This is a genomic window from Mesorhizobium sp. RCAM 06353 (genome assembly GCF_059683585.1).
The window spans coordinates 5,773,465-5,799,630 of sequence record NZ_CM185031.1 but is presented as its reverse complement, the minus strand read 5'-3'; the positions used below and the strand labels follow the sequence as shown (position 1 = coordinate 5,799,630).

Sequence of the window (26,166 nt, the reverse complement as noted above, 5' to 3'; positions counted from 1 at the left end):
ATTGAGTGTCCTGCAGCGCCGACTTTGGCATGATGCTTGTATTTTGGCGGCGTTCGGGTTATGGACCGCGCCTGTTTTCCATCAAATCCAGGCATGAAAGGGGCAGTCCATGGCCCGCGTAACCGTTGAAGATTGCATCGACAAGGTCGACAACCGCTTCGAGCTGGTGCTTTTGGCCGGCCACCGTGCTCGCCAGATCAGCCAGGGCGCGCAGATCACCGTTCCTCGCGACAACGACAAGAACCCGGTCATCGCCTTGCGCGAGATCGCCGACGAGACGCTGTCGCCCGACGATCTCAAGGAAGATCTGATCCATTCGCTGCAGAAGCATGTCGAGGTCGACGAGCCCGAAGCCGATGGCGAAGTGATCGCCGATCAGACCGGCGGCGCCGTTGCGGCTGCCGACACTGATGACGCAGAGGAAAATGTCACGTTCGATCGGATGACCGAGGAAGACCTGCTCGCCGGCATCGAGGGGCTGGTTCCGCCGGAAAAGAGCGACGACTACTAAGCGAGCGCTCTGGACCTGCCTGGAATACGTTTCGGGCACTTCCGTATCAGCAGTTTCGTGGCTATCTATGACATGCGCCGTACAGCAGTGCGGCGCATGTTTCATTTCATCGCCGAGAGATTCCGCCCATGATGCGTCAGTATGAGCTTGTCGAGCGCGTCCAGCGCTACAAGCCTGACGTCAACGAGGCGTTGCTCAACAAGGCCTATGTCTATGCCATGCAGAAGCATGGCCACCAGAAGCGCGCTTCGGGCGACCCCTATTTCTCGCATCCGCTTGAAGTCGCCGCCATCCTCACCGAAATGCACATGGACGAGGCGACGATCGCCGTCGCTTTGCTGCACGACACCATCGAGGACACCACGGCGACGCGGGCCGAGATCGACGATCTGTTCGGTCCCGAAATGGGCAAGCTGGTCGAGGGCCTGACCAAGCTGAAGAAGCTCGACCTCGTCTCCAAGAAAGCCGAGCAGGCGGAAAACCTGCGCAAGCTGTTGCTGGCGATCTCGGAAGATGTGCGCGTGCTGCTGGTCAAGCTCGCCGACCGCCTGCACAACATGCGCACCCTCGACCACATGCCGGAGGCCAAGCGCCTGCGCATCGCCGAGGAGACGATGGACATCTATGCGCCGCTGGCCGGGCGCATGGGCATGCAAGGCATGCGCGAGGAGCTGGAAGAGATCGCTTTCCGCTTCATCAATCCGGAAGCCTATCGCGCGGTCACCGCGCGGCTTGCCGAGATTTTCGAGCGCAACAAGGGCGTGCTGACCGACATTGAAAAGGCGTTGTCGGCGCTGTTTGAAAAGCATGCCATCAACGCCGGCGTGAAGAGCCGGCAGAAGAAGCCCTGGTCGGTGTTCCGCAAGATGGAGGCCAAGGCGCTGTCCTTCGAGCAACTGTCCGACATTTTCGGCTTCCGCGTCGTCGTCGACAGCGTCGAAGACTGCTATCGCGCGCTCGGCGCCATCCACACGACATGGTCGATGGTGCCAGGCCGCTTCAAGGACTACATCTCGACGCCGAAGCAGAACGACTACCGCTCGATCCACACCACCATCGTCGGGCCGTCGCGCCAGCGCGTCGAACTGCAGATCCGCACCCGCGAGATGAACAAGATCGCCGAATACGGCGTCGCGGCGCACTCGATCTACAAGGACACCGGCGGCAAGACGAACGGTGCCGGCCATGCGATCTCGAAGGAGACCAACGCCTATGCCTGGCTGCGGCGCACCATCGAGCAGTTGGCCGAAGGTGACAATCCCGAGGATTTCCTCGAAAACACCAAGCTGGAGCTGTTCCAGGACCAGGTGTTCTGCTTCACGCCGAAAGGCATGCTGATTGCCTTGCCGCGTGGCGCCACGCCCATCGACTTCGCCTATGCGGTGCACACCGATGTCGGCGACACCTGCGTCGGCGCCAAGGTCAATGGCCGCATCATGCCGCTGATGACGGAACTGAAGAACGGCGACGAGGTCGAGATCATCCGCTCCAAGGCGCAGGTGCCGCCGGCGGCGTGGGAATCGGTCGTCGTCACCGGCAAGGCACGCGCCGCCATCCGCCGCGCCACCAAGAATGCCATCCGCAAGCAGTATTCGGGTCTCGGCGCGCGCATTCTGGAGCGCGCCTTCGAACGGGCCGGCAAGACCTTCACCAAGGAAAGCCTGAAGCCGGTGCTGCACCGGCTGGCGCGCAAGGATATCGAGGATGTGCTGGCGTCGGTCGGCCGTGGCGAACTGGCCTCTACCGACGTCATGAAGGCGGTCTTCCCCGACTACAAGGACGAGCGTGTCACGTCGGCAGCGCCCAAGCCGCGCGAGGAGGGCTGGTCGAAGATCCGCAATGCTGCAGGCATGCTGTTCCAGATTCCAGGTCGCGCCGCCCGCAAGGACAAGGACCAGCCGCGCGACGGTGCCGTGCCGATCCGTGGCGTGCGCGGCGACCTGCCGGTGCGCTTCGCGCCGGAAGGCGCTGTGCCGGGCGACCGCATCGTCGGCATCGTCCAGCCAGGCACCGGCATCACCATCTATCCGATCCAGTCGCCGGCGCTGCAGGCCTTCGACGACCAGCCCGAGCGATGGATCGACGTGCGCTGGGACATTGACGAACGCACCAAGGAACGCTTTCCCGCGCGTGTCTCGGTCACCGCCATCAATGCGCCGGGATCGCTTGCCGATATCGCCCAGGTCGTTGCGTCCAACGACGCCAACATCCATACGCTGTCGATGGTGCGCACCGCACCCGACTTCACCGAAATGCTGATCGATCTCGAAGTCTGGGATCTGAAGCATCTCAACCGGCTGCTGTCGCAGCTCAAGGACAATTCGAGCGTCAGCGATGCACGGCGTGTGAATGGCTGACGCGGCTGATCTGTGAGGGGATAGACGCAGATGAATACCGATGAAGTGCTGGGCATTTTCCGCGATGCGGGTGCTGTTCTGGAGGGGCATTTCATCCTGACGTCGGGCCTGCGCAGCCCGGTCTTCCTGCAGAAGGCACGGGTGTTCATGCACGCCGACAAGACCGAGCGTCTGTGCAAGGCGCTGGCGACAAAGATCCGCGCCGCAGTGCCGGGCAAGATCGACTATATCGTCGGCCCGGCGATCGGCGGCCTGATTCCGGCCTACGAGACCTCGCGCCATCTCGGCGTGCCGGCGATCTGGGTCGAGCGGGAAGGGGGCGAGTTCCGCCTGCGCCGCTTCGAAATCGCCAGGGGTGCCCGTGTCGTCATCGTCGAGGATATCGTCACCACCGGCCTGTCGATCCGCGAAACCATCGACTGCCTGCGCGAGCTTGGCGCCGAGGTGGTGGCCGCCGCCTGCATCATCGACCGTTCGGCCGGCAAGACCCATGTCGGCGTGCCGCTGATCGCGCTCGCCGAATACGAGGTGCCAGCCTATCCGCCGGACCGACTGCCGCCGGAGCTAGCCGCACTACCAGCGATCAAGCCCGGCAGCCGCAACATTTGACCATGCATGTCGCCCAAAAGTGTGCCGCGGTTTTGGAGTGACGACATGCATGAAGACAAATTGGAAATGATCGTCGGCATCGATCATTTCGTGTTGACGGTGGCGTCGCTCGAAGCGACCTGCGCCTTTTACCAGCGCGTGCTGGGCTTTGAGCGCGTCGATACGCCGGGCCGGCCGACAGCGCTGGCTTTTGGCAGCCAGAAGATAAATGTCCACGAAGTCCGCCGTACTTTCGAGCCGAAGGCGAAGTCCCCGACGCCGGGTTCAGGCGATTTCTGCCTGATCACCGAACGGCCGCTCGACGAAATCCGTGCCCATCTCGAGGCCAGCGGCGTTGTGCTCGAACTGGGACCGGTCGAACGTATCGGCGTGCGAGGTCGGATGATGTCGGTCTATTTCCGCGACCCGGACGGCAATTTGGTCGAGGTCAGCGAGTATCGGTCTTAGCGGACAGCAAGGCTAGGCCTTTCGGCTAAGCGGCTCCCGTTTTCATAAATTCGCCGCGATTGTCCCATGTTCGATCCAAAGAATGCTTGGCCCGAGTGTGGGGCAACAAGCACGCGCCGCTCAGACGGTGTCCGGTTGTTCTTGCGCAAGCGCGTCGCTATATCAACGTTGCGATTGCCATCGGGCGATCGTTAAGCGCAAGATGATGTATCTCATAACCGGCGGAAATTGCCGGCGCGAGAGTTGTGGAACGGGAACAGAGTGCTTTTTCGACGCCGCAAGCCTGATGGCCTTCTCGAACGGGTGCGTACCTACCTTTGGCCGCGCCGCTCGTTTTCGCGCTCGCTTCAGTACTTGTCCAAGCGCATCCTGCGGTTGAAAGCCACCCCGCATGCGGTGGCCGCCGGTGTTGCCGCCGGTGTCTTCGCCTCGTTCTTCCCCGTCGGTTTCCATTTCGTCATTGCCTTCGTCCTGTGCTGGGTGATCGCCGGCAATCTGGTGGCGGCCGCTCTGGGCGCTGTTTTCTTCGGCAATCCGCTGACTTTTCCTATCCTGTGGGGCGCATCCTGGGAAACCGGCAAGCTCATCCTGCGTGACCGACTGCCGGCGCATGGTCCGCCGGCGCATCTGGGCGAGATGCTGCACACGCTTTCCTTCGCGAAACTGTGGCATCCCGTGCTGGAACCCATGCTGATCGGCGCGGTGCCGCTCGGGCTGGTGTTCGGCCTTCTGTTCTACGGTGTCACGCGCTGGGGTATGACTGTCTTCCGCGAGCAGCGGCGCAAGCGCCTTGCCGAGCGCGCGCAGCGCCATGCGCAATCGTCCCATCCCGGCGGAAGCGTCGGTTCTGCCGCACAATGATCATCGGCATCGGCAGCGACCTGATCGATATCAGGCGCATAGAGAAATCGCTTGAGCGTCACGGCCAGCGTTTCGTGCAGAGGATTTACACCGAGGTCGAACAGGCGCGTTCTGAGAACCGACGCGCCCGCGCGGCCTCCTATGCCAAGCGCTTCGCCGCCAAGGAGGCCTGCGCCAAGGCGCTCGGTACCGGTCTGGCGCAAGGCGTGTTCTGGCGCGACATGGGCGTCGTCAACCTGCCCAGCGGCGCGCCGACCATGGCACTGACCGGTGGCGCGCTGGTACGACTGCAAAAAATCCTGCCGAAAGCCCATCGGGCGGCGATCCACCTCACCATCACGGATGATTTTCCGCTTGCTCAAGCCTTTGTGATCATCGAGGCGTTGCCCGTCGAAGAAGCGCCACATTGATTGCATCTGACGACCGGCATTGACGTTGCCCAGCGCGCGCCGAGACTCTATACCATCCAACGCACAATCGAGGACGACATGAGCGTGGCTGAAAAATCTCAGAAGAAATCCGGCGGGCTTGGCGAAACCGTCAGCGTCATCGTCCAGGCGCTTTTGCTCGCCCTGGTCATCCGTACGCTGTTGTTCCAGCCCTTTTCGATCCCGTCGGGATCGATGCGGCCGACGCTTCTGGAAGGCGACTATCTATTCGTCACCAAATGGTCCTACGGCTACTCCCGCTATTCGCTGCCTTTCGGCCCTGACATTTTCTCGGGCCGCATCTGGGGCTCCGAGCCCAAGCGCGGCGACGTCGTGGTGTTCAAGTTCCCGCCGGATCCGTCCGTCGACTACATCAAGCGCGTGGTCGGCCTGCCTGGCGACAAGATCCAGATGAAGAACGGCCAGCTGTTCATCAATGGCGTTGGCGTGCCGCGCGTGAAGACCGGCCAGATCGACAATCCCGATATCACCGAAATGCCTCAGCCGATCGATGTGTACCGGGAAACCCTGCCCAACGGCGTCAGCTACGACACGCTTGACCTCAATCCGAATTCGATCGGCGACAACACGCGCGAATTCGACGTGCCGCCCGGCCACTACTTCATGATGGGCGACAACCGGGATAATTCCGCCGACAGCCGGTTCACCGTCGGTTACGTTCCCGCGGAGAACCTGGTTGGCCGCGCCAATCTCGTTTTCTTCTCGATCGCCGGCAAGGCAAGCCCGCTCGAAATCTGGAAATGGCCGTCGCTGATGCGCGCTTCGCGCCTGTTCCACTTCGTCAATTAGGGATGGCAGCGGCGAAACGCCTGACCGCCGATGCGCTCGCCGAAGCGCTTGTGGAACGCACGGGCCATGCCTTTGCCGACCGCCAGCGCTTGCAGCGTGCGCTGACCCATGCCAGTGCCCGCAGCGCCAATGCCGGCACCGACTATGAGCGTTTCGAATTTCTCGGCGACCGGGTTCTCGGCCTGGTCGTTGCCGACATGCTGTTGGCCGCGTTTCCCGACGCTGCGGAAGGCGAGTTGTCGCTGCGGCTCAATGCGCTGGTCAATGCCGAGGCGCTTTCGGACATTGCCGAGGATATCGGGCTGCCGGAGCTGATCCGCGCCGGATCCGACGTGCGCGGGCTCGAGGGGCGCAAGCGCGTCAATCTGCGCGCCGACGCCTTGGAATCGCTGATCGCCGTGCTCTACCTCGATGGTGGACTGCAAGCGGCACGCGCCTTCATCCATAAATACTGGCAGCCGCGTTCGCAGGCGTCGGGTGCGGCACGCCGTGACGCCAAGACCGAATTGCAGGAATGGGCGCATCAGGCCGCGAGTGCCGTGCCTGCCTACCAGATCGACAGCCGCGAGGGGCCGGACCACGATCCGCTGTTCACCGTCAGCGTCAAGGTTGGTGCGTTTCAGCCGGCGACCGGCAGTGGCCGTTCCAAACGTGAAGCCGAGCAGGCAGCAGCGGCTGCCCTTCTGCTGCGCGAAGGTGTATGGAACGCGGCATGACGGATATTGAAACTGCTGAAACCCCCGCCACGCACTCCGGTTTTGTTGCGCTGATCGGCGCGCCCAATGCCGGCAAGTCGACGCTGGTGAACCAACTCGTCGGCGCGAAAGTGTCGATCGTCACCCACAAGGTGCAGACGACGCGTGCCATCGTGCGCGGCATCGCCACGCATGACAATGCGCAGATCGTCTTTGTCGACACGCCGGGGATCTTCAAGCCCAAACGGCGCCTCGACACGGCGATGGTCACCACCGCCTGGGGTGGCGCCAAGGATGCCGATATCGTGCTGCTGCTGATCGATGCCGAGCGTGGCATCCGGGGTGACGCCGATGCCATCCTCGAACGGCTGAAGGATGTGCGCCAGCCGATGGCGCTGATCCTCAACAAGGTCGACCGGGTCAAGCACGAGACGCTTCTGGCCCTATCCGCGGCAGCGAATGAGAAAGTGCCGTTCAAGCGCACCTTCATGGTCTCGGCGCTGACCGGCTCCGGCTGCAAGGATTTGCTGGACTATCTGGCGCAGGCGCTGCCGGCCGGCCCGTGGTATTATCCGGAAGACCAGATCTCGGACCTGCCGATGCGCCAGCTGGCGGCCGAAATCACGCGCGAAAAACTGTATCTGCGGCTGCATCAGGAACTGCCCTATTCCTCGCATATCGAGACCGAGAAATGGGAAGAGAAGCCCGACGGCTCGGTGCGCATCGACCAGACCATCTATGTCGAGCGCGACAGCCAGAAGAAGATCGTGCTCGGCCACAAGGGCGAAACCATCCGCGCCATCGGCCAGTCGGCGCGCATGGAAATCGCGGGCATCCTCGAACAGAAGGTGCATCTGTTCCTGTTCGTAAAGGTGCGTGAGAACTGGGGCGACGACCCCGAGCGCTATCGCGAGATGGGTCTCGAATTCCCGCATTAAATGGACGGCAAGCTCACCATCGATACGGCTTTGGTCCGCCGGTTGGTCGCCGCGCAATTCCCCCAGTGGAAGGATCTTGCCGTCAGGCCGGTTGCATCAGGCGGATGGGACAACAGGACCTTTCATCTCGGCGACGAGATGACCATGCGGCTGCCAAGCGCTGCCGCCTATTCCCTGCAAGTGGAGAAGGAACATCGCTGGCTGCCGCGGCTGGCGCCGCTTCTGCCGCTGCCCATCCCCGTGCCGCTGGCGATGGGCGTTCCGGCGGAGGGCTATCCCTGGCATTGGTCCGTCTATGGCTGGATCGAAGGCGAGACCGCGAGGCGAGAGAACATCGCCGACCTGTCGCAATTCGCGGCTGACCTGGCCGGGTTCCTGACTGCATTGAAACGCATCGAACCGACCGGTGGCCCGGCGCCCGGCCAGCACAACTTCTTTCGAGGCGGACCGCTGACCGTCTATGACGGCGAGACAAGGCAAGCGATCGCCGCACTCGGCAGCCGTATCGATGCCAGTGCGGCGAGTGCCGTTTGGGAAGCAGCCCTTGCCGCGACCTGGCAGGGACCGCCTGTCTGGTTCCATGGCGATGTTGCCTCGGGAAATCTGCTCGTCGAGGACGGCCGCTTGAGCGCCGTGATCGACTTCGGCACCTCCGGCGTCGGCGATTCCTCATGCGACCTCGTGATCGCCTGGACCCTGTTCGAGGACGAGAGCAGGGAAGTTTTCCGCTCCGGCATCGCTGTCGACGACGCGACCTGGCCACGCGGGCGTGGCTGGGCGCTGTGGAAGGCGCTGATCACCGCCGCCGGTCATATAGACAACCCTGTTGAAGTCGAAAAATCCTGGCGCGTCATCGACGCGGTGCTGGCCGATCACCGGCGCCGGACGTGATTCCTTGATCGTCCTTGTTTCTGCTCGCCTTCGTTGTCGCATTGGGCTTGAAAAGTGGTCCCGTGCCGGCTCACGGTGAGCGGGTGGCTGTCACAATCGATAGCGCTGGAGCGTGCGACAGCCCGTTTCGACCGCCTTGGCGAGATTTGGCCGACTTCGCAGGCGGTGTTGGAATTCCCTTGCGTCATCGCGGAACAGAGGTCGCCGGCATCACATCTGTGGCACGCAACGTAACGGTTACTTTTAACTCTAAGTAGCAAAAAATGCCATTTTCAGGCTATTAATTGGAAACATCTCGTGCTGAACGCATAGTTAGCCGAGAAAATATCTGAATATATATTGAATATGTGACGTTGTGCCAATTGTGCCAACTCCTATGTATGCAAGTGTTATTTGTGCAACACGGCATTAATCTGTTTACGGAATCGCCGTTATTTCCAAAACCGTCATTGAAGGCGGAAGATTGATGGGTATGTTCGCCGCGAAAAGGGGACGCGGTGCGAGCCTTTTTCGTTGTGGGGGTGAGGCGGGAAAACATATCCGCCAGCCACAAATCCGAAGCCATTTAAACTAATGACTGGAGAGGTCAGAAAATGAACATCAAGAGCCTCCTTCTCGGCTCAGCCGCGGCCCTGATCGCGGTCTCCGGCGCTCGCGCCGCGGACGCTGTCGCCGAGCCGGAACCGGCCGAATACGTCAAGATCTGCGACGTCTACGGCGCCGGCTACTTCTACATCCCCGGCACCGAAACCTGCCTGCGCATCGGCGGCTATGTCCGTTATGACATTGGTGCCGGCGATGTCGGCTCGTTGGATGGCGTCAACCATGTTGCTGACAGCATGGGCGATGGCGATCACTCGACTTGGTATAAGAACACGCGCTTCACGCTGAAGACGTGGACTGGCCAGGAAACCGAGCTCGGCACGTTGAAGACCTATACCGAGACACGAATCAATTTCGGCAACAAGTCTGGCGACTACTCTAAGGGGGGTGCCGATTGGCAGGCTGTAAACAAGACTCCTATCTCGCTGCGTTTCGCCTGGATTCAGCTCGGTGGTCTGCGCGTCGGCAAGGACGATACGGCTTTTGATACGTTCATCGGCTATGCTGGTAGCGTCATCCAGGATACGCTGGTTCCGTATGGCGGGCAGGAGAGCAATGTCGTTCAGTACTATTTCGACGCAGGCAACGGGCTGACGGGACTCGTCTCGCTCGAAGAAGGCGCCGGCACCGGCTCCATCGATAGCTATGTTCCGCATGTCGTCGGTGGCTTGAAGTACAAGGGCGACTGGGGTGCGATCACCGGCGTCGTCGCTTATGACAGCAACTATGAAGAAGTTGCCGGCAAGGTTCGTTTGGACGTAAATGTCAGCAAGGAATTTTCGCTTTTCGTCATGGGCGGCTACGGTTCGGACAGCAACCTCAACGACTCTATCACCGCCAAAGGTCGCGGCTTCTACAAGCAGTGGGGCGGCAACTGGGCGGTCTGGGGCGGCGGCACCTACAAGTTCAACGACAAGACTGCGTTCAATGCCCAGGTCTCCTATGACGACTGGAAGAATCTCGGTATCGCCGCCAACGTTGCCTACACCGTTGTGCCCGGCTTCACAGTCACGGCTGAAGTCGACTACCTCAATGCAGGCAAGTTCGGCGACGCCGACTTCAACAACTGGACCAAGGCTACCAAGAAGAGCAGCCTCGGCGGCATCCTCCGCTTCCAGCGCTCGTTCTAATAGATCGATAGATATCAATGAACCGCCCGCAGCGTATAGCTGCGGGCGGTTTTTCTATGCGTTGTTGCGAGAGCCGGCCTACAAACCCATACCTTGATTTCGCCACCCGATCGGTGAAAAGCTCCGGCATGGAATGGCGCGACGAGGGAATCATTCTCGGCACCCGCAAGCATGGCGAAACCAGCGCCATTCTCGAGGTGATGACACGTGCGCATGGCCGTCATCTCGGCCTCGTCCGTGGCGGCCGCTCGCGCAAGCAGCAACCCGTTCTCCAGCCTAGCAACCGCGTCGATCTTCTGTGGCGGGCGCGGCTCGACGAGCATCTCGGCACCTTTCAGGTCGAGGCGATCGAGATGAACGCTGCCCGATTGATGGATAGCGCCGTCGCCGTCTACGGACTGCAGACCATGGCCGCGCATCTGCGCCTGCTACCCGAGCGCGATGCCCATGGCGGCCTTTACGAGGCGCTCGCCGTGATGATCGTCCATCTCGACGATGCCGACGCCGCCGGCGAACTGGTGGCGCGCTTCGAGCTTCTGATTCTCGATGAACTCGGCTTCGGCCTCGATCTCAGCCAATGCGCCGCCACCGGCACAAAGCAGGACCTTGCCTATGTCTCGCCGAAGTCGGGCCGTGCGGTGTCGCGCGAAGCCGGCGCGCCTTGGCGTGACAAGATGCTGGCGCTGCCGGCCTTTTTGCAGCGCGGCTCCGGCCTGCGCGCCGATCCAGCGGCGGTCGAGGATGCCTTCCGGCTGACCGGCTTCTTCTTTGGCCGCCACGTCTACGAGCCGCGTGCCATCGAACAGCCCGATGCCCGCGCCGGCTTTCTTGCAGCGCTGCGCAAGCACTATGCCGCGCGCAAAACCATTGCCGGAGAAAATGCAGCCAGAGAAATCATCACATGAGCGAAGTCGAGCTTTATCCGGGCCGGGTCTCGCCGCTCGGCCTCGGCACCATTCCGCACGCCGACATCCTGAAATACACTGGCCTGGAGTTGCTGCAGCGAATCATCGACGGCAAATACCCGGCACCGCCGATCTCGTTCCAGCTCAGCTTCGCGCTGACCGAAGTATCGGAAGGTCGAGCGGTGTTCCGTGGCGTGCCGAATGAGCGCCACCTCAACCCGCTCGGCGGCGTGCATGGCGGCTGGGCGGCGACGCTGCTCGATTCGGCATTGGCTTGCGCGGTGCAGACGCTGCTCGAAAGGGGCGAGGCCTACACGACGGCGGAGTTCAAGGTGAATCTCACGCGGCCGATCACGCCCAGGACCGGCGAGGTGGTCTGCGAAGGCAAGGTGGTCCACAAAGGCCGCACGCTTGCCGTTTCGGAAGCGACGCTGAAGGATGCCGGTGGCAAGCTGCTGGCTTTCGGCACCGAGACATGTTCGATATTTCCAGCCGCCAATCTGGCGCCACGTTGAGTTTTTCAGCCGTTTAGCCGCCGCATTTGAATGTCAGTGAGATGAAATGTCAGTGAAAACTGGCCTGGTTTGGGGGAACCGCCATGTTTGAAAGCCTGATTGGCCTTGTCGCCATCATCGCCTTGTTCGTCATCATTTCGCGTCAGCAGAGCCGCATCGGCCTTGTCGAACGCGAGCTTGGCGCGCTGCGCAGTCTCGTCCTTTCGGGCGCCGTGCCGCCGGTGGTCAAGCCGTCCGAGCAGGCCGCGGCGGACAGCGAACCCGCCGATGTGGTTCCAGCTGTAGCTGCTGCCGCCATGGCTTCGCCTGCGGTGAGCGAGGCCACCGCCGCGCAAGCGCCGGCGCCTGAGCCGGTCGTTGTGGCCAGCGAGGCTGTGTCCGGGCCGTGGGCTGCGGGCGAGCCGAAGGCAGCGGAACCCGTGGCGCCGACACCGCCGGCCAAAGCGCCCGGCAAGCCGGATATCGAGACGGCGCTCGGCACGCGCTGGGCGGTTTGGGTCGGCGGCATCGCGCTGGCGCTGGGTGGCCTGTTCCTGATCCGCTACACCATCGAGGCTGGCATTTTCGGCCCCGGCGTGCGGCTCACCATGGCAGCGGTGCTCGGGCTGGTTCTGGTCGCCGGCGGCGAGTTCATTCGCCGCACCGGCTTCAAGGTGCCGGTGCAAGGCGTTGCCGGCGCCTACATTCCGGCGATCCTGACGGCAGCCGGTGCCTTCATCCTGTTCGGCACCGTCTATGCCGCCCATGGCATTTACGGCTTCATCGGCCCGGCGCTTGCCTTCACGCTGCTCGGCGCCATCGGCGTGGCGACGATCGCCGCCGCTCTCATACACGGCCTGGCCCTGGCTGGTATCGGTCTCGTCGGTGCCATGGCGACGCCGGCGCTTGTGTCCTCGCAGGCGCCAAATCCATGGGCGCTGTTCGTCTATCTCGCCATCGTGCTTGCCGCCACCGCGGTGATCGCCCGCATGCGCGACTGGAAATTCCTGATGGCGGCGGCCTTCTTCGGTACCGGTCTCTGGACCATCGCCTACATGACGAACGCGCCCGGCGCCGACCTTGCCGTCATCCTGTTCATCGACGCGGTGACGCTGGCGATGCTCGCCCTTGTCTGGCTGCGCAGTCGTGGCGGCGAAGAGGAAACGGCAAATCAGGGTTTCGACTGGCCGTCGATCGTGCCGGGAGTTTTTGTTGCGTTTTCGGCGCTGGGCCTGTCCGTCGACTCCACGCTTGTCGCGGCCGGCGATGCCTTGCCGGGCGCTTTGGTCATCGTCGCCCTTGTCGCCACCGCACTCTATCGGCCGCGCGCCGTGCCGCTGCTGCATGCCGCCGGGGTCGTGAGCGTGATGATCTATCTCGGCATCATTCCGCCGGCCACCATCGGCTCCGATTTGTCCCAGGGCAACATAGGCTTTGACGGCCTGCAGGTGGCGGCTGGAAATCCCTTGACGCTGCGCATCGGCATTGGCCTCGGCCTGGTCTTCATCGGCGCGGGTTTCTGGGCCGCCCGCCGTTTCGCCGCCGTCGCGCAGATCCGCGCGGCATGCTGGGCGGCATGGGGCATCGCCGCGCCGCTGGTCATTATGCTGGCGCTATGGCTGACCTACGGCAATCTCGATCGCGACCTTGCCTATGCCGCGGTCGCGGCCCTGCTGGTCGTGGTCTTCGCCGCCGGCGGCGAGTGGATCGCGCGCGCCGAAGAACCGCCGCTCAAGGGCGGCATGGCGGTGTCATTTGCCTTGGGCGGCGCGGCGATCGCCGGCCTCTTGATGCTGCACATGGCTTTCGACTCCGGCTGGACCACCATTCTGCTCGGTGCCGCGGCCATCGTGCCGGCGCTGGCGACGCGCTGGCGCTCCTATCCAGTGCTTGGCTGGATTGCGGTTGGCGCGGTGATCGCTGTGCTTGGCCGCGTCGCCTTCGATCCGACCATCGTTGGCGCTGAATTCCTCTCCACGACACCGGTGTTCAACTGGCTGCTGCCGGGGTACGGCGTGCCGGCGCTCGCCTTCGGCTTCGCCGCCTGGCAACTCGCCCGCACCACCAATGGCCGGCCGCGCCTCGCCATGGAAGCGGCGGCGGCGCTGTTTGCGCTGCTTGCCGTTGCCATGCTGGTGCGTCACGCCATGCATGGCGGCGTCATCGACACGGGTGCGATGACGCTCGCCGAGCAGGCGATCTACACGCTGATTGCCATCGGCGCCGGCGCCATCCTGGTCGCCATCGACATGCGCTCGCCAAGCTCGGTGCTGCGCTATGGTTCGATGGCCGCCGGCGTGGTTTCGGTCGCGTTCATCGTCATCCGGCATTTCGTGGTGCTGAACCCGGTGTTCACAGACGAATCGACCGGCCAGATCCCGGTGTTCAACCTGTTGTTCCTCGCCTATCTCCTGCCGGCCATCGCTGCCGGCGGGCTGGCGCTGTATGCCCGCGACAAGCGGCCGAAATGGTATGCGCAGATGTTGGCGGTCGTGGCGGCCGTGCTTGCCCTGGCCTATGCCACGCTGTCGGTGAGGCGTCTGTTCAAGGGCGAGTTCATCGGCCTGTGGAGCGGGCTTGGCCAGTTGGAGACCTACACCTATTCGGCGCTCTGGCTGGTGATCGGCGTGGCGCTGCTCACAGCCGGCGTCTGGCTGAAGTCGCAAGTGTTGCGCATTGCCTCCGCCGCGCTGATCGCGATCGCCGTGCTGAAGGTCTTCCTCTTCGACATGTCGGAGCTGGAAGGTGTGCTCAGGGCGCTGTCCTTCATCGGCCTGGGCGCGGTTTTGATCGGTATCGGCCTGTTTTATCAGCGGCTGCTGACGCGGGCGGCGAAGGAAAATGGATAAAGGCAACCAAGAACAATAAGATTTCAGTCCGGCCGGGAATAAATCGGCCAATGAGCTCGTTATCTTATTGCTTGGGTGACCGGAGCGGCGGACCGCTTCGCGCTGGCTGCTTGCGCCACGCCGGGAAGGCGCGTTCAATCGGGATCAACAAGGGCGACCTCAGAACCAGCGGTCATGGACGAAAAGAAGGCAGCAATCCTTGGCGAAATACCGCGCTTGCGCCGCTACGCACGCTCGCTTTTGCGCGACCGCGATTCTGCCGACGACCTCGTTCAGGACTGTCTCGAGCGCGCACTCATGCGGCTCGACAACTGGCAGACGGGAGAAAGCCCCAGGAGGTGGCTGTTTACGATCATGCATCATTTGTTCATCGACCAGATGCGCAAGGTGAACCGTCGCGGCGAAGCGGCGATGCTGCCCCTGGAAGCGGGCGAGGCGGTTGCCCAGCCGGCCGAGCAGTTGGAAGGCATCGCCTCACGCGAGATCATCGATGCGTTGCAGGCGATCAGCCCCGATCGCCGCGCGGCCCTTGTCATGGTCGCCATCGAAGGTTTTTCCTATGCCGAGGCCGCCAACATTCTGGGCGTACCCGCCGGCACGCTGATGTCGCGCATTGCGCGCGGGCGTGAGGAGTTGCGCGGGTTGCTTGATGACACGGCGCGTCGCCGCACGATAAGGATCGTCGAGAAATGATCCGCCGCGATTTCTCCGAACGTGACATCCATATGGCGCTCGACGGCGAACTGCCGGCCGACGAGCGTGCCGCCTATGATGCCTGGCTCGATGCCAATCCTGAGATGAAGGCCAGAAGCGCCCGCTTCACAGCCGACCGGGAGGCGTTGCGCTCAGCCTTTGCCGGCGTGCTGGATGAGCCTGTTCCCGCGCGCTTGCGCAAGGTGGTGCTCGGCGAGGCGTCCGTTAAGGCTGCGCTGCCGCGCTCGCGCTGGTGGCTTGCCGCGGCCGCGGCCGTGCTCTTGGCCACGGGCGGATTTGGCGGCTATTTTGCCGGCATTGACGGCGTCGGACAGGAGGGTCTGGCGGAGGATCGGCTCGCCGAGCAGGCGATTGCCGCCCACGTCATCTACGCCGCCGAGAAGCGGCATGCGGTGGAAGTGCCGGCCAGCGACAAGGATCATTTGCAGACCTGGCTGTCCAACCGGGTTGGGCTGAAGCTGGTGGCGCCGGATCTGACCGCGAACGGTTTTCAACTGGTCGGCGGCCGGTTGCTGCCGGCCGGCGAAGCCAAGGCCGCCATGCTGCTCTACGAGGACGACAAGGGCGAACGCATATCCCTCTTTGTCACCGCGGAATCGACGGAGAACGCCAAGGGCACCTATGCTTCGGCGCAGGATGGCCCGCAGGCCGTCTACTGGCTGGACAAGGGCTATGGCTGCGCCGTCGTCGGCTCGCTGCCGCGCGAGCAATTGGCGGTCGTGGCCAAGAGTGCCTATGGCCAGCTTCTGGCTGGCCTCGCAAGCTGAGTTGGCCGCAATTGGTCGCGGTCGGTGGCCCATCAAAACAGCGATCCTGTTCAAAGCCCGCGCGCTTCCTTGCCGCCGCGGAAACTGTCACAATTCGGCCCTAATCAAGGAGCGATAGCGCTTGATGAATACCGGCGCTTCGGCCGGTGTTTGCGACGCTTTTGACCGGGGCCGTTTCCGCAACGCAATCGAGGTTGTCTCAAGTCGCATGCCTGCCGAGATCCGCACGGCCCGCGCGTCTGACGTCGATGATCTCGCCGCCATCGAGAAAGCCGTTTTCACGAGCGATCGCATTTCCCGTCGCTCCTTTCGCCTGTTCATCGAGCGCGAGACCGCGCAGACGCTGGTCGCCGAAGTCGATGGCCGCGTCGCCGGCTATGCGATCGTGCTGCTTCGCAAGGGCAGTGGGGTGGCACGGCTTTACTCCATAGCCACGGGCCCATTTTTTGGCGGGCTGGGTGTCGGCCGCATGCTGCTCGCGTCGGCGGAGGAGGCGGCGTTCGAACACGACCGCATGATGCTGCGTCTCGAAGTGCGCGAGGACAATGGCCGCGCCATCCGCATCTACGAGCAGGCCGGCTACCGCAAGATCGGCCGTGAGCCGGGCTACTACGAGGACGGCGCAACCGCGCTTCGCTATGAGAAAACCTTGCGCGGCGACATTCCGATCGCCACCAGGGTGCCGTTCTATCAGCAGACCTGCGAATTCACCTGCGGCCCATGCTGCCTGATGATGGCCATGGCCAATTTCGATCGAGGCTTCGTGCCCGATCCGGTGATGGAAATCCGCCTCTGGCGCGAAGCGACGACCGTCTTCATGATGTCTGGACCAGGTGGCTGCGAACCATTCGGCCTGGCTGTCTCGGGGTACGAAAGCGGGCTCGCGGCGGAAATCTTCGTTTCCTTCTACGGCGCATTGTTCCTGCAGTCGGTGCGCAGCGAGGACAAGCGCCGGGTGATGGAACTGGCCCAGGTCGACTTTCGCCGCCGTGCGGAACTTTACGGCATCCCGGTGAATTACCGCTCATTCAGCATCGATGACATCAGAGCCGCGATCGCCGAGGGAAAACTGGTGCTGGTGCTGATCAGCGGCTTCCTTATGTTCGGCAAGAAGGTGCCGCACTGGGTGCTGGCCATCGGCGATGATGGCGACCATATTCTGATCCATGATCCCTGGGTCGAGGACGAAAGGCAGGAGACCATCCTTGATGCCGCCAACATTCCCGTGCCCTACGGCATCTTCATGAACATGGCGCAGTTCGGCCGCGACGGACTGCGTGCCGCCATCACTCTGGGGAAGCGCGACACACAATGACCTGGGTCATCCTTACCGGCCGGCAGAGCGATCTCGACCAGGTGGCGACACCGCACAAGATCATCACCAATCGTGACTATCTCGCGCATCCGTCGCTGTTTCGTGGCCAGCGGCCGAAGGTCATCAACCTGTCGAACAATTACGGCTACCAGAGCCGCGGCTACTATGCCTCGCTGCTGGCGAGCTCGCGCGGCCACAAGGTCATTCCGACCGTGGAGACGATGATCGACCTGTCGGAGCGCAAGCTCTATGAGCATGCGCTGCCGGAACTGGAACTGGCGCTCAACAAATGCCGCAAGGACCTCGGCGGCGCCTTTCCGGCCAAGGTCTGCATCTTTTTCGGCATCGGCCCCTCCAAGGTGTGGGACCGGTTCGCCAAGCTGTTGTTCGACTGGTTCCGGGCGCCGGCACTCGAGGTCCACATCAAGGACAGCGCCGAATGGGCCTCGATCCGCAAGATCGGCTTCCATCCGCTGGCGCGGATGACCGAGGACGAAGAAAAAGCTTCATCCAATGCCTGGAGACCTACACCAACCGCGAGTGGCGCGACACCAAGGGGCGCACGCCGGCGCGCTACACCTTCGCCACGCTGGTCGATCCGCATGAGGAATTGCCGCCGTCGGAAATCTCATCGCTGCGCTACTGGGCCAAGATCGCCGAAAAGATGGGCGTCGAAATCGAGCCCATCACCAGGAAGGACCTTGCCAAGCTCGCGAACTACGATGCGCTGTTCATCCGCGAGACCACCTCGATCTCGAACCACACCTATCGTTTCGCCCGCCGCGCCCAGCAGGAAGGCATGCCGGTCATCGACGATCCGCTGTCGATGATCCGTTGCACCAACAAGGTCTATCTCAACGAACTGATGGCCTACAACAAGGTGCCTGTGCCGCCGACGGTGATGATCGCCGGCACCTCGGATCTTGAGCTCGCGGCGCAAACGCTGGGTTTTCCGCTGGTGTTGAAGATCCCGGATTCGTCCTTCTCGCGCGGCGTCAAGAAATGCGAGAACCTGGAGGAGTTGACGCGGCTTGCCACCGAATGGCTGGAGGATTCCGACCTCCTCATCGCCCAGAAATTCATCCCGACCGAATATGACTGGCGCGTCGGCGTGCTCGGTGGCCAGCCGCTGTTTGCCGTGCACTATCTGATGGCCAAGAAGCACTGGCAGATCGTCAACCACAAGGCCAATGGCAAGCCCGACCAGGGCGGCATCAAGACCTTCACGCTGAAGGAGACGCCGGCCCATGTCGTCGAGACCGCGGTCAAGGCGGCGCGCTGCATCGGCGACGGCCTTTATGGCGTCGACCTCAAGGAGACCAAGGACGGCGTCTTCGTCATCGAGGTCAACGACAACCCCAATCTCGACCATGGCTGGGAGGATTCCGGCGAGAAGGACGAGGTCTGGGTCCGGCTGACGCAGTGGTTCCTGGAGCGGCTCGACCGCCCGGGGCGCTAATCCAAGCAAGGGGAAAACATGCAGTTCATCGTCATCGAGGACTTCACCGGCTGCGACCGCAAGGAGATCTACCGCCGCTTCCGCGATCGGGGCCGCCTGAAGCCGGATGAGCTTGTCGTGCACCACAGCTGGATCGCGGCTGATATGAGCCGCTGCTTCCTGCTGGTTGAGGCCGATGACGTCACAGTGCTGCAACGATGGGCAATCGAATGGAACGATCTGGTCGAGTTCGAGATCGTTCCCGTGGCAACGAGCAAGGACATGACAGCGGCATTGGCTAGCCATCTCTGACCGGCGCCTGCCGGTCAGAGGCTGTCGTGGGAACGCAGCGCCGGTGATCCAACCGATCGCCGGCATTCCTTGATCAGCCAATCGCGGAACGCCGCCACGACATCGCGCCTGCCGCTGCGCTCCGGAATGGTCAGGCAATAGGGCTGGCGCAGCGCGATCGCCCGGGCGGCGGGGCGGACCAGCCTGCCGTCTTCCACCGCCTCGGCACAATAGATCCCTTGCGCCAACGCCACGCCCAGTCCCGATATGGCGAGGTCGAGGGCCGCGCGCGACGAATTGGCCGACAGGCCCCGCTGCGCGGCCCGGCCGGGCTGGACACCGGCAGCCTCGAACCAGTTGCGCCAGGACGGAAATGACGCACCGGTCGGCCCCCAGTCGGTGTGGATCAGCGCCAGCCCGGCGAGCGTATCGCCGTCCGCCTTGATCCCACGGGCAAGCCCTGGTGCGCAGACGGGATAGACGGCGTCCCGGGCAATGTCCTCGGTCGGGTGCTCGCGGTAATGCGGACCGTAGGAGAGCCTGATGTCGATCAGTTCGCGGTCGAACGGCACCGGGTCGTCGTCACCCCGCAGCGATATGTCGGCGGCGCCGTGGGTTGCGACAAAGCCGGCGAGACGCTGCGAAAGCCAACCCATGGCCATCGATGGCGGCACCGACACCACCAGGCGCGGGCGGAACGCATCGCCGCCCAGTTCACGCGAGACACTGCCGATTTCCTGGAAGGCCATGGTCAGCCGTGGCAGCATTTCCACGCCGGCCTCGGTGAGGACGACGCGGCGGTTGACCCGGTGAAACAGCTTGCGGCCCATCTGTTCCTCGACGGTGCGGATGAGCTGGCTGATGGCGGCCGCCGAAACCGAAAGCTCCTCCGCCGCCGCGGCAAAGCTGCCTGTGCGCGCCGCAGCCTCGAAAGCCTGAAGTCCTTTCAGCGATGGAGATGTGACCATGATTGCCAGATAGATAAGATGAGCTTATCCAAATCGCAGGAATCGTCGTTTTTGGAAAGCTTTTTCACCGACTAGAGTGGCTCATCAAATCGCCAGCCTGGATCGAAGCCGATGGACCATCGCGACATAATCGCATCATTGACCCCCGAAGAGCGCAATCGCCTGACCGCCAAGTCCGACGCTGCGGGTTTCGTTCAGCTCGGCGCCCATTGGGGTGCGATCGTGATCCTTGGATCGCTGATCGCAGCGAAAGCGCCATTCTGGCCGTTGCTGATGTTGCCGCAAGGCATCCTGATCGTCTTCCTGTTCACGCTGCTGCATGAGACGGTTCACCGCACGGCCTTCGAGACGCAGTGGCTGAACGATGTCGTGGCGCGGGTGTGCAGCGTGGCGCTGGCGCTGCCGGCCGACTGGTTTCGCTACTTTCATTTCGCCCACCATCGCTTCACCCAGGATCCCGAGAACGATCCGGAGTTGGCCTTTCCCAAACCGGAAACGCTGCGGCGGTACCTCGTGCATGTTTCCGGCATCCCGCTATGGTGGGGCCATCTCAAGACGCTCTACGCCAATGCCTTTGGCGACGGACAGGAAAGCTATGTGCCGCCGAAAGGCCGACCCAAAGTGCGGGCCGAGGCGCGCACCATGATTGCCTTCTACGCTGTCGTCATTCTGATCGCCCTCTATTTCCGGCTCACCGTGCTTCTCTATGTCTGGATCATCCCCGCTCTGCTCGGTCAGCCCTTTCTGCGCCTCTATCTCCTGGCCGAGCACGGCCGCTGTCCGTTCGTTGCCAACATGCTGGAGAACACAAGAACCACGCTGACCAATTGGGTCGTGCGCAAGCTGGCGTGGAACATGCCGTTCCATGCCGAGCATCATGCCTATCCTGGTGTGCCGTTTCATCAATTGCCGCAGTTTCACGCGCTGATCGAGCGGCATCTGAAGGTGGTCGAGCCCGGCTATGTCAGCTTCCATGAGAAATACCTGGAAACGCTGCGCTGACCTTGCGTCGATGCCATCAGCCGGTGTGGCTGTGCAGCGCACGCGACTTCAACAGACGCTGGATGTCCGCCGCCTTCGAGGGTACGCCGATCAGATAACCCTGTGCCTCGACACAGCCATTGTCGCGCAGCATGTCGAGTTGCACCTCGGTCTCGACGCCCTCGGCCGTGACGACAATGCCAAGCTCATTGCCGAGCCCGATGATGGTGCGGACGATCGCCGCCGTGTCGCGATTGCCCATGTCGCGGATGAAGGAGCGATCGATCTTGATCTTGTCGACCGGAAAACGCCTGAGGTAACCAAGCGAGGAATAGCCGGTGCCGAAATCGTCCAGCGCGATGCGGATGCCGAGATCGCGCAGCTGTCGCAACGTCTTCAGCACCGTTTTGCTCTCGTCCATCAGCACCGTTTCGGTGATTTCCAGCTCCAGCTGTGCGGCCGGCACGCCAGAAAAGGCCAGCGCCGAGATGACGTCGCGGGCAAACCCGCCGCTCTTGAGCTGCACGGCCGAGACATTGACTGCGATGCGCAAGCCGGAAGGCCAGCTTGCCGCCGCCGTGCAGGCCTCTCTCAGCGCCCATTCGCCAAACGGCACGATCAGTCCGGTTTCTTCGGCCACCGGAATGAATGCGTCCGGCGCCACAGTACCTCGTGCTGGCGAATGCCAGCGCATCAAGGCCTCCGCGCCGATGATCTCGCCGGAGGCGATGTGCATGATGGGCTGGTAGTCGAGGTCCAATTCCTGGCGCGACAGCGCGGCCTCGAGGTCGACCTCGAGCGCCCGGCGGGCCTGCACTATGGCGTCCATTGCAGGTTCGAAGAAGCGATAGAGGTTTCGCCCTTCGCTCTTCGCCCGATAGAGCGCCGTATCGGCATTTTTCAGCAGCGTATCGGCGTCCCTGCCATCGCTGGGGAAAATAGCGATGCCCATGCTGATGCCGACATGCATGTCCCGGCTTTTATCGCGAAACGGTTTTGCGATCGCCTCGACGATTCGCTTGGCCAGTTTTTCAGCATCGGCGATGCCCTTGGAATTGAACTGCATGATGACGAACTCGTCCCCGCCGAACCGGGCGACGAGGTCTGTTTCATTGTGCAGGCAACGCTGCAGCCTCTCGGCCACACTTTTCAAAAGCCAGTCGCCGGCAGGATGTCCCCAGGTGTCGTTGATCGCCTTGAAGCGATCGAGATCGAGCGAGAAGATTGCCAGTGGCGGTGCCGCCACATCCTCCAGCGCCAGGTCCAGCCTTTCGCGAAACATCGAACGGTTGGCCAGTCCGGTCAGCGTGTCGTGATGCGCAAGATGGGTCATGCGCTCTTCGGTGCGGCGACGTTCGGTAACGTCGTCGAAGGTCACCACCCAGCCGCCGCCGCTCATCGGCCGTCGTGTGACCAGAACCGTCCTGCCGTCGGTAAGATAGCGATAGGCCGAATGCGGTTTTGCCGCCACCAGGCAGGCTTCGGTCTTGGCGACTTCGCTGTCGACGTCGATCGTCGTATAGATGCCCAGTTCCAGCAATTTTTCGAGCGCGTCGCGGTGCGTCGTCCCAAGCGGGAAGTCCGCCGCGGTGACATTGTAGAGCTCCAGAAAGCGCCGGTTGCGCACGATCATCTTGCCGTCGGCGTCGTACATCAGCAGGCCTTGCGACATGTTGGCGAGCGCGGCGTCGAAACGGCGATGCTGCTCCTTGAGATCCTGCTCGGCGCGGCGCTGTTCGGTTATGTCCTCATAGATCGAGACCCAGCCGCCCAGGGCCAGCGGGCGGTGCGAGATGTTGATGATGCGACCATCCGAGAGCGTTTCTTCGTAGGTCGAAGGTTTCGCCTGGTCGATATAGGGTTTGCGGATGGCATAGAGCTCGTCGGCGCTTTGCGAGGCGATGCCGATGTCGACGCTGTGCCGCAGGATGTCGATGAAGTGGATGCCCGGTCGTATCAGCTTGGCGTCGAGGCAGAAGATGTTGAGGTAGTTGCCGTTGCAGATGATCATGCGCTCGTCGGCATCGAACATGCACAGGCCATGCGACATGTTCTCGACAGCGGCTGAAAAGCGCTCATTCTGTTCGCGCAACTCGTCTTCCATGTGGCGAGAGCGCTCCACGCCTTCGGCCACCCGCTCCGGGACGACCGAACCAACCTTGACATCCACGACGGGCATGAGGCGCGCCTGCGGTGTTTGATCCAACACCGCACTGTTGACGTTTCCGGTTAATTTAGCGTTTTCTACCCTATCGCCGACGACGCAACTGGGTGTCGCGAGGTCTCGATCGCCGAAAATCGTTCCAGGAAGGCATTCTGCGCCCAGGTCACCGAGCGCGGTGTGAAGTCGAAGCGCTCGGCGGAAAAGCCGCGCGGGCGGCCGAAGAATTCGGTCGCCTCGGCGGTTGAAAAGCCGGCAAGCAGCGTCGCCTCGAAATAGGCGGCGATCTGGTCGGCGCGCTTGATGTCCCTGCGCAACGCCGCGGCCGGTTCTGGCGGCAGCGAGAAGCGCTGATGGATGGCGCGCTGCAGGCGCAATTCGCAGTCCTTGTAGCTGCCGCCCATCACCGACTTGAACGGCGAGATCATGTCGCCGATGACATATTCAGGCGCATCGTGCAGCAGCGCGGCGAGCCGGTCGCTGGCCGAAGCCTGGGGCACAAGGTCGTTGAACAGCGACTCGACCAGCAGCGAATGCTGGGCGACCGAAAACGCATGCTCGCCGCTGGTCTGGCCGTTCCAACGGGCGACGCGGGCGAGCCCATGGGCAATGTCCGAAATCTCGATGTCGAGCGGCGAGGGGTCGAGCAGGTCGAGCCGGCGCCCGGACAGCATGCGCTGCCAGGCGCGTGGCGGCGCGCCGGTGCGGTCCGCCGCCATCAGGCTTCCCCCGCGCTGACGGTTTCTTGAGGAAAATTGAATTTGGCCCAGGCGGGAATGGCCACCGTCACCGGCACATCGCCCGCCAGGATCGGCTGGCCGGCGTCCAGCGCTGCCTTGACCCTGTCGATACGGGCAATGGCAAGCCCTGATGTGCCGGCGTTCGAGCCGAGGGTGCCGACCGGTCGTCCATCGACGGTGAGTTCGGTGCCGGAGGCGGGCAGGGGAAGCCCGGCCTGGACAATCAGCACGCGCCGCCTAGCCGTACCGCGATGCTGCATGCGCGAGACGACTTCCTGGCCGACATAGCAGCCCTTCCTGAAGCCGACGCCGTCCGTCTCGTCGAGCAGAACGTCATGCGGGAAGGCGTCGCCCAGCGCGTAATCGGCACCGCTTTCGGCAATGCCGTGGGCAATGCGGAAGGCCTGCCACGCGGCGATGTCGCCGGCTGCAGTGCCGGCATAGGAGCGCGTGACGCTCTCATCGCGAAAGCGTCTGTCGGCAGGCGCGGTTGAATCATTTTCTGAGGCGATTGACTCTTTTCCCCACCCGACAGTGACAAGCGTCTGTTCCGACTTGGCAATCTCGACCTTGGCGCGAAGCTTGTAGAGCGTCAGCCGGCGAACGAAATCGTCTGAAATGTCGGCTCGGCATTCGAGCCGGAAGGCGTTTTCACCGGCACGCGAGATCAGGAAGTCGAACAAGATCTTGCCTTGCGGCGTCAACAGCGCGCCGGGCTTTGCTTCGCTTTCGCCGAGTGTATCGAGATCGGTGGTCAGGATGTTTTGCAGAAAGTGCTCGGCATCCGGGCCGGAGACGGTGATGAGCGCGCGGTCTTTCAGCAGGGCAAAGGGCATGGGGCGGATAAAAGCCTGATCTTGCAAAACGGTTGGCCATTACGTAAGCCGCTGACACTCCCCCCGCAAGAGAGCATGGCCATGACCTACGACCTCATCCTGACAGGCGGCACAGTGGTCAACCATGACGGCGAGGGGGCGCGTGACATCGGCGTGAAGAATGGGCGCATCGCCGCAATAGGCGATCTCCGCCAGGCCTCGGCCGGCGAGACGATCGACTGCCGAGGCCTGCACATCCTGCCCGGTGTCGTCGACAGCCAGGTGCATTTTCGCGAGCCGGGGCTGGAGCACAAGGAAGATCTCGAAACGGGCTCGCGGGCTGCGGTGCTTGGCGGTGTCACCGCGGTGTTCGAGATGCCCAACACCAACCCGTTGACCACCAGCGAGGCAACGCTTGCCGACAAGGTCCGGCGCGGCAGCGGCCGCATGCATTGCGATTTCGCGTTCTGGGTCGGCGGTACCCGTGACAACGCCAGGGATGTCGGCGAGCTCGAGCGGTTGCCGGGTGCTGCGGGAATAAAGGTTTTCATGGGCTCGTCCACCGGCGACCTGCTGGTCGAGGACGACGAAGGCGTCGCCTCTATCCTGCGAAACACGCGCCGCCGTGCCGCTTTCCATTCGGAAGACGAATTCAGGCTGCGCGAGCGCTTTGGCGAGCGCATCGAGGGCGACCCGTCATCGCATCCGGTCTGGCGCGATGAGATCGCCGCCTTGCGCTGCACCGAGCGGCTTGTGCGCATCGCCAGGCAGACCCGCGCCCGCATCCACGTCCTGCACATATCGACCGCCGAGGAAATCTTGTTCCTTGAGCAGCACAAGGACGTCGCGACCTGCGAGGCGACGCCGCACCATCTTACGCTGAGCGCCGACGACTATGCCAGGCTCGGCACGCTGATCCAGATGAACCCGCCGGTGCGCGCCTCCCGCCATCGCGACGGCGTCTGGCACGGCATTGAGCAAGGCATTGTCGACGTGCTCGGCTCCGACCACGCGCCGCATACACTGGCCGAAAAGGCAAAACCCTACCCGGCCTCGCCCTCGGGCATGACCGGTGTGCAGACGCTGGTGCCGATCATGCTCGACCACGTCAATTTCGGCCGGCTGACCCTGCAGCGCTTTGTCGACCTGTCCAGCCACGGCCCGCAGCGCATTTTCGGCATGGCCAGAAAAGGCCGCATCGCCGCCGGCTACGATGCCGACTTCACCATTGTCGACATGAAGCGGCGCGAGACCATCACCAATGCGCAGGCCGGCTCGAAGGCAGGCTGGACGCCCTATGACGGCAAGGAAGTGACCGGGTGGCCGGTCGGCACGGTCATTCGCGGGCGACGAATCATGTGGGAAGGCGAAATCGTCATGCCTGGCCAGGGCAGGGCGGTGGAGTTTTCCGAGGCGCTGCCGGTTTAGCCTCCGTACTCGCTTGTGGA

Annotated in this window: 24 protein-coding genes and 1 pseudogene; 21 read left to right on the top strand and 4 right to left on the bottom strand. The window is 62.9% G+C overall.

Annotation, left to right across the window (positions count from 1 at the left end; genetic code table 11):
* Nucleotides 1-109 precede the first annotated feature (109 nt).
* The 19 genes and pseudogenes from rpoZ (at nucleotide 110) to AC56QX_RS28180 (ending at nucleotide 19,074) form a co-directional block, all read left to right on the top strand.
* Complete coding sequence (gene rpoZ, locus AC56QX_RS28270; protein ID WP_013896382.1) at nucleotides 110-511, top strand: DNA-directed RNA polymerase subunit omega; 402 nt, start codon at nucleotides 110-112, stop codon at nucleotides 509-511.
* Nucleotides 512-639: 128 nt separating this feature from the next.
* Nucleotides 640-2,868: a RelA/SpoT family protein gene (locus tag AC56QX_RS28265; RefSeq protein ID WP_172230677.1), complete on the top strand. Its 2,229-nt coding sequence runs from the start codon at nucleotides 640-642 to the stop codon at nucleotides 2,866-2,868.
* A 30-nt stretch (nucleotides 2,869-2,898) separates the two neighbouring features.
* Complete coding sequence (gene pyrE / locus AC56QX_RS28260) at nucleotides 2,899-3,477, top strand: orotate phosphoribosyltransferase (protein WP_497111764.1); 579 nt, start codon at nucleotides 2,899-2,901, stop codon at nucleotides 3,475-3,477.
* Between the two features lie 45 nt (nucleotides 3,478-3,522).
* Nucleotides 3,523-3,924: a VOC family protein gene (locus AC56QX_RS28255; RefSeq protein ID WP_497111763.1), complete on the top strand. Its 402-nt coding sequence runs from the start codon at nucleotides 3,523-3,525 to the stop codon at nucleotides 3,922-3,924.
* A gap of 261 nt (nucleotides 3,925-4,185) precedes the next feature.
* The gene (locus AC56QX_RS28250) at nucleotides 4,186-4,785 is read left to right on the top strand and encodes a DUF2062 domain-containing protein (RefSeq protein ID WP_497111761.1); all 600 of its coding nucleotides are present in this window, start codon (nucleotides 4,186-4,188) and stop codon (nucleotides 4,783-4,785) included.
* Nucleotides 4,782-5,195, top strand: a complete 414-nt coding sequence (gene acpS / locus AC56QX_RS28245) for a holo-ACP synthase (protein WP_497111759.1) — start codon at nucleotides 4,782-4,784, stop codon at nucleotides 5,193-5,195. Before AC56QX_RS28250 ends, acpS begins: the two co-directional genes overlap by 4 nt.
* A 78-nt stretch (nucleotides 5,196-5,273) precedes the next feature.
* Nucleotides 5,274-6,023, top strand: coding sequence for a signal peptidase I (lepB, locus tag AC56QX_RS28240; protein ID WP_027045285.1), 750 nt, complete (start codon nucleotides 5,274-5,276; stop codon nucleotides 6,021-6,023).
* Between the two features lie 2 nt (nucleotides 6,024-6,025).
* Complete coding sequence (rnc, locus tag AC56QX_RS28235; RefSeq protein WP_497111757.1) at nucleotides 6,026-6,739, top strand: ribonuclease III; 714 nt, start codon at nucleotides 6,026-6,028, stop codon at nucleotides 6,737-6,739.
* Nucleotides 6,724-7,656: a GTPase Era gene (era, locus tag AC56QX_RS28230; protein ID WP_497111756.1), complete on the top strand. Its 933-nt coding sequence runs from the start codon at nucleotides 6,724-6,726 to the stop codon at nucleotides 7,654-7,656. Before rnc ends, era begins: the two co-directional genes overlap by 16 nt.
* Nucleotides 7,657-8,547, top strand: coding sequence for an aminoglycoside phosphotransferase family protein (locus AC56QX_RS28225; protein ID WP_497111755.1), 891 nt, complete (start codon nucleotides 7,657-7,659; stop codon nucleotides 8,545-8,547).
* 593 nt (nucleotides 8,548-9,140) lie between these two features.
* Complete coding sequence (locus AC56QX_RS28220; RefSeq protein ID WP_497111754.1) at nucleotides 9,141-10,280, top strand: porin; 1,140 nt, start codon at nucleotides 9,141-9,143, stop codon at nucleotides 10,278-10,280.
* 128 nt (nucleotides 10,281-10,408) lie between these two features.
* Complete coding sequence (gene recO, locus AC56QX_RS28215) at nucleotides 10,409-11,185, top strand: DNA repair protein RecO (RefSeq protein ID WP_497111753.1); 777 nt, start codon at nucleotides 10,409-10,411, stop codon at nucleotides 11,183-11,185.
* Nucleotides 11,182-11,700 (top strand): PaaI family thioesterase, encoded by a 519-nt coding sequence (locus AC56QX_RS28210; protein WP_497111752.1) that lies wholly within the window; start codon nucleotides 11,182-11,184, stop codon nucleotides 11,698-11,700. The genes recO and AC56QX_RS28210 overlap by 4 nt, the downstream gene beginning before the upstream one ends.
* An 83-nt stretch (nucleotides 11,701-11,783) precedes the next feature.
* Nucleotides 11,784-14,528 carry a DUF2339 domain-containing protein gene (locus tag AC56QX_RS28205; protein WP_497111751.1) on the top strand — a complete coding sequence of 915 codons (2,745 nt, stop codon included), beginning with the start codon at nucleotides 11,784-11,786 and terminating at the stop codon, nucleotides 14,526-14,528.
* Nucleotides 14,529-14,702: 174 nt separating this feature from the next.
* Entirely contained in the window at nucleotides 14,703-15,221 is a 519-nt protein-coding gene (locus AC56QX_RS28200) for a sigma-70 family RNA polymerase sigma factor (RefSeq protein ID WP_027045295.1), read from the top strand.
* The gene (locus AC56QX_RS28195) at nucleotides 15,218-16,009 is read left to right on the top strand and encodes an anti-sigma factor family protein (protein WP_497111750.1); all 792 of its coding nucleotides are present in this window, start codon (nucleotides 15,218-15,220) and stop codon (nucleotides 16,007-16,009) included. The genes AC56QX_RS28200 and AC56QX_RS28195 overlap by 4 nt, the downstream gene beginning before the upstream one ends.
* A gap of 208 nt (nucleotides 16,010-16,217) precedes the next feature.
* Nucleotides 16,218-17,324 (top strand): peptidase C39 family protein, encoded by a 1,107-nt coding sequence (locus AC56QX_RS28190; RefSeq protein WP_497111748.1) that lies wholly within the window; start codon nucleotides 16,218-16,220, stop codon nucleotides 17,322-17,324.
* Nucleotides 17,321-18,783, top strand: a pseudogene (locus AC56QX_RS28185) (RimK family ATP-grasp domain-containing protein). The gene AC56QX_RS28190 and the pseudogene AC56QX_RS28185 overlap by 4 nt, the downstream one beginning before the upstream one ends.
* A gap of 18 nt (nucleotides 18,784-18,801) precedes the next feature.
* Nucleotides 18,802-19,074, top strand: a complete 273-nt coding sequence (locus tag AC56QX_RS28180) for a DUF3303 domain-containing protein (protein ID WP_475451620.1) — start codon at nucleotides 18,802-18,804, stop codon at nucleotides 19,072-19,074.
* A 14-nt stretch (nucleotides 19,075-19,088) separates the two neighbouring features.
* Here AC56QX_RS28180 and AC56QX_RS28175 read toward each other — a convergent pair whose 3' ends face one another.
* Nucleotides 19,089-20,021: a LysR substrate-binding domain-containing protein gene (locus tag AC56QX_RS28175; RefSeq protein WP_497111746.1), complete on the bottom strand. Its 933-nt coding sequence runs from the start codon at nucleotides 20,019-20,021 to the stop codon at nucleotides 19,089-19,091.
* 111 nt (nucleotides 20,022-20,132) lie between these two features.
* Between AC56QX_RS28175 and AC56QX_RS28170 the strand changes: the two genes are divergently transcribed.
* Nucleotides 20,133-21,023: a fatty acid desaturase family protein gene (locus tag AC56QX_RS28170; RefSeq protein ID WP_497111744.1), complete on the top strand. Its 891-nt coding sequence runs from the start codon at nucleotides 20,133-20,135 to the stop codon at nucleotides 21,021-21,023.
* A gap of 16 nt (nucleotides 21,024-21,039) precedes the next feature.
* Here AC56QX_RS28170 and AC56QX_RS28165 read toward each other — a convergent pair whose 3' ends face one another.
* From AC56QX_RS28165 to ygfZ, 3 genes are all read right to left on the bottom strand, one after another.
* Nucleotides 21,040-23,181, bottom strand: coding sequence for a putative bifunctional diguanylate cyclase/phosphodiesterase (locus AC56QX_RS28165; protein ID WP_497111743.1), 2,142 nt, complete (start codon nucleotides 23,179-23,181; stop codon nucleotides 21,040-21,042).
* A 65-nt stretch (nucleotides 23,182-23,246) separates the two neighbouring features.
* Nucleotides 23,247-23,882 carry an HD domain-containing protein gene (locus AC56QX_RS28160; RefSeq protein ID WP_497111742.1) on the bottom strand — a complete coding sequence of 212 codons (636 nt, stop codon included), beginning with the start codon at nucleotides 23,880-23,882 and terminating at the stop codon, nucleotides 23,247-23,249.
* Entirely contained in the window at nucleotides 23,882-24,739 is an 858-nt protein-coding gene (gene ygfZ / locus AC56QX_RS28155) for a CAF17-like 4Fe-4S cluster assembly/insertion protein YgfZ (RefSeq protein WP_497111741.1), read from the bottom strand. The genes AC56QX_RS28160 and ygfZ overlap by 1 nt, the downstream gene beginning before the upstream one ends.
* A 75-nt stretch (nucleotides 24,740-24,814) precedes the next feature.
* Here ygfZ and AC56QX_RS28150 point away from each other — a divergent pair, with 75 nt between their 5' ends.
* Nucleotides 24,815-26,146, top strand: a complete 1,332-nt coding sequence (locus AC56QX_RS28150; protein WP_497111740.1) for a dihydroorotase — start codon at nucleotides 24,815-24,817, stop codon at nucleotides 26,144-26,146.
* Nucleotides 26,147-26,166 lie beyond the last annotated feature (20 nt).

Bases quoted from the DNA above. Each gene is read 5' to 3' on its own strand.
- acpS (WP_497111759.1), top strand. From the start codon at position 4,782: ATGATCATCGGCATCGGCAGCGACCTGATCGATATCAGGCGCATAGAG.
- AC56QX_RS28205 (WP_497111751.1), top strand. From the start codon at position 11,784: ATGTTTGAAAGCCTGATTGGCCTTGTCGCCATCATCGCCTTGTTCGTC.
- AC56QX_RS28265 (WP_172230677.1), top strand. From the start codon at position 640: ATGATGCGTCAGTATGAGCTTGTCGAGCGCGTCCAGCGCTACAAGCCT.
- rnc (WP_497111757.1), top strand. From the start codon at position 6,026: ATGGCAGCGGCGAAACGCCTGACCGCCGATGCGCTCGCCGAAGCGCTT.
- AC56QX_RS28180 (WP_475451620.1), top strand. From the start codon at position 18,802: ATGCAGTTCATCGTCATCGAGGACTTCACCGGCTGCGACCGCAAGGAG.
- AC56QX_RS28165 (WP_497111743.1), bottom strand. From the start codon at position 23,181: ATGCCCGTCGTGGATGTCAAGGTTGGTTCGGTCGTCCCGGAGCGGGTG.
- AC56QX_RS28160 (WP_497111742.1), bottom strand. From the start codon at position 23,882: ATGGCGGCGGACCGCACCGGCGCGCCGCCACGCGCCTGGCAGCGCATG.
- ygfZ (WP_497111741.1), bottom strand. From the start codon at position 24,739: ATGCCCTTTGCCCTGCTGAAAGACCGCGCGCTCATCACCGTCTCCGGC.
- lepB (WP_027045285.1), top strand. From the start codon at position 5,274: ATGAGCGTGGCTGAAAAATCTCAGAAGAAATCCGGCGGGCTTGGCGAA.
- pyrE (WP_497111764.1), top strand. From the start codon at position 2,899: ATGAATACCGATGAAGTGCTGGGCATTTTCCGCGATGCGGGTGCTGTT.
- AC56QX_RS28175 (WP_497111746.1), bottom strand. From the start codon at position 20,021: ATGGTCACATCTCCATCGCTGAAAGGACTTCAGGCTTTCGAGGCTGCG.
- AC56QX_RS28210 (WP_497111752.1), top strand. From the start codon at position 11,182: ATGAGCGAAGTCGAGCTTTATCCGGGCCGGGTCTCGCCGCTCGGCCTC.
- AC56QX_RS28150 (WP_497111740.1), top strand. From the start codon at position 24,815: ATGGCCATGACCTACGACCTCATCCTGACAGGCGGCACAGTGGTCAAC.
- era (WP_497111756.1), top strand. From the start codon at position 6,724: ATGGAACGCGGCATGACGGATATTGAAACTGCTGAAACCCCCGCCACG.
- AC56QX_RS28195 (WP_497111750.1), top strand. From the start codon at position 15,218: ATGATCCGCCGCGATTTCTCCGAACGTGACATCCATATGGCGCTCGAC.
- AC56QX_RS28200 (WP_027045295.1), top strand. From the start codon at position 14,703: ATGGACGAAAAGAAGGCAGCAATCCTTGGCGAAATACCGCGCTTGCGC.
- AC56QX_RS28190 (WP_497111748.1), top strand. From the start codon at position 16,218: ATGCCTGCCGAGATCCGCACGGCCCGCGCGTCTGACGTCGATGATCTC.
- AC56QX_RS28225 (WP_497111755.1), top strand. From the start codon at position 7,657: ATGGACGGCAAGCTCACCATCGATACGGCTTTGGTCCGCCGGTTGGTC.
- rpoZ (WP_013896382.1), top strand. From the start codon at position 110: ATGGCCCGCGTAACCGTTGAAGATTGCATCGACAAGGTCGACAACCGC.
- AC56QX_RS28255 (WP_497111763.1), top strand. From the start codon at position 3,523: ATGCATGAAGACAAATTGGAAATGATCGTCGGCATCGATCATTTCGTG.
- AC56QX_RS28170 (WP_497111744.1), top strand. From the start codon at position 20,133: ATGGACCATCGCGACATAATCGCATCATTGACCCCCGAAGAGCGCAAT.
- recO (WP_497111753.1), top strand. From the start codon at position 10,409: ATGGAATGGCGCGACGAGGGAATCATTCTCGGCACCCGCAAGCATGGC.
- AC56QX_RS28220 (WP_497111754.1), top strand. From the start codon at position 9,141: ATGAACATCAAGAGCCTCCTTCTCGGCTCAGCCGCGGCCCTGATCGCG.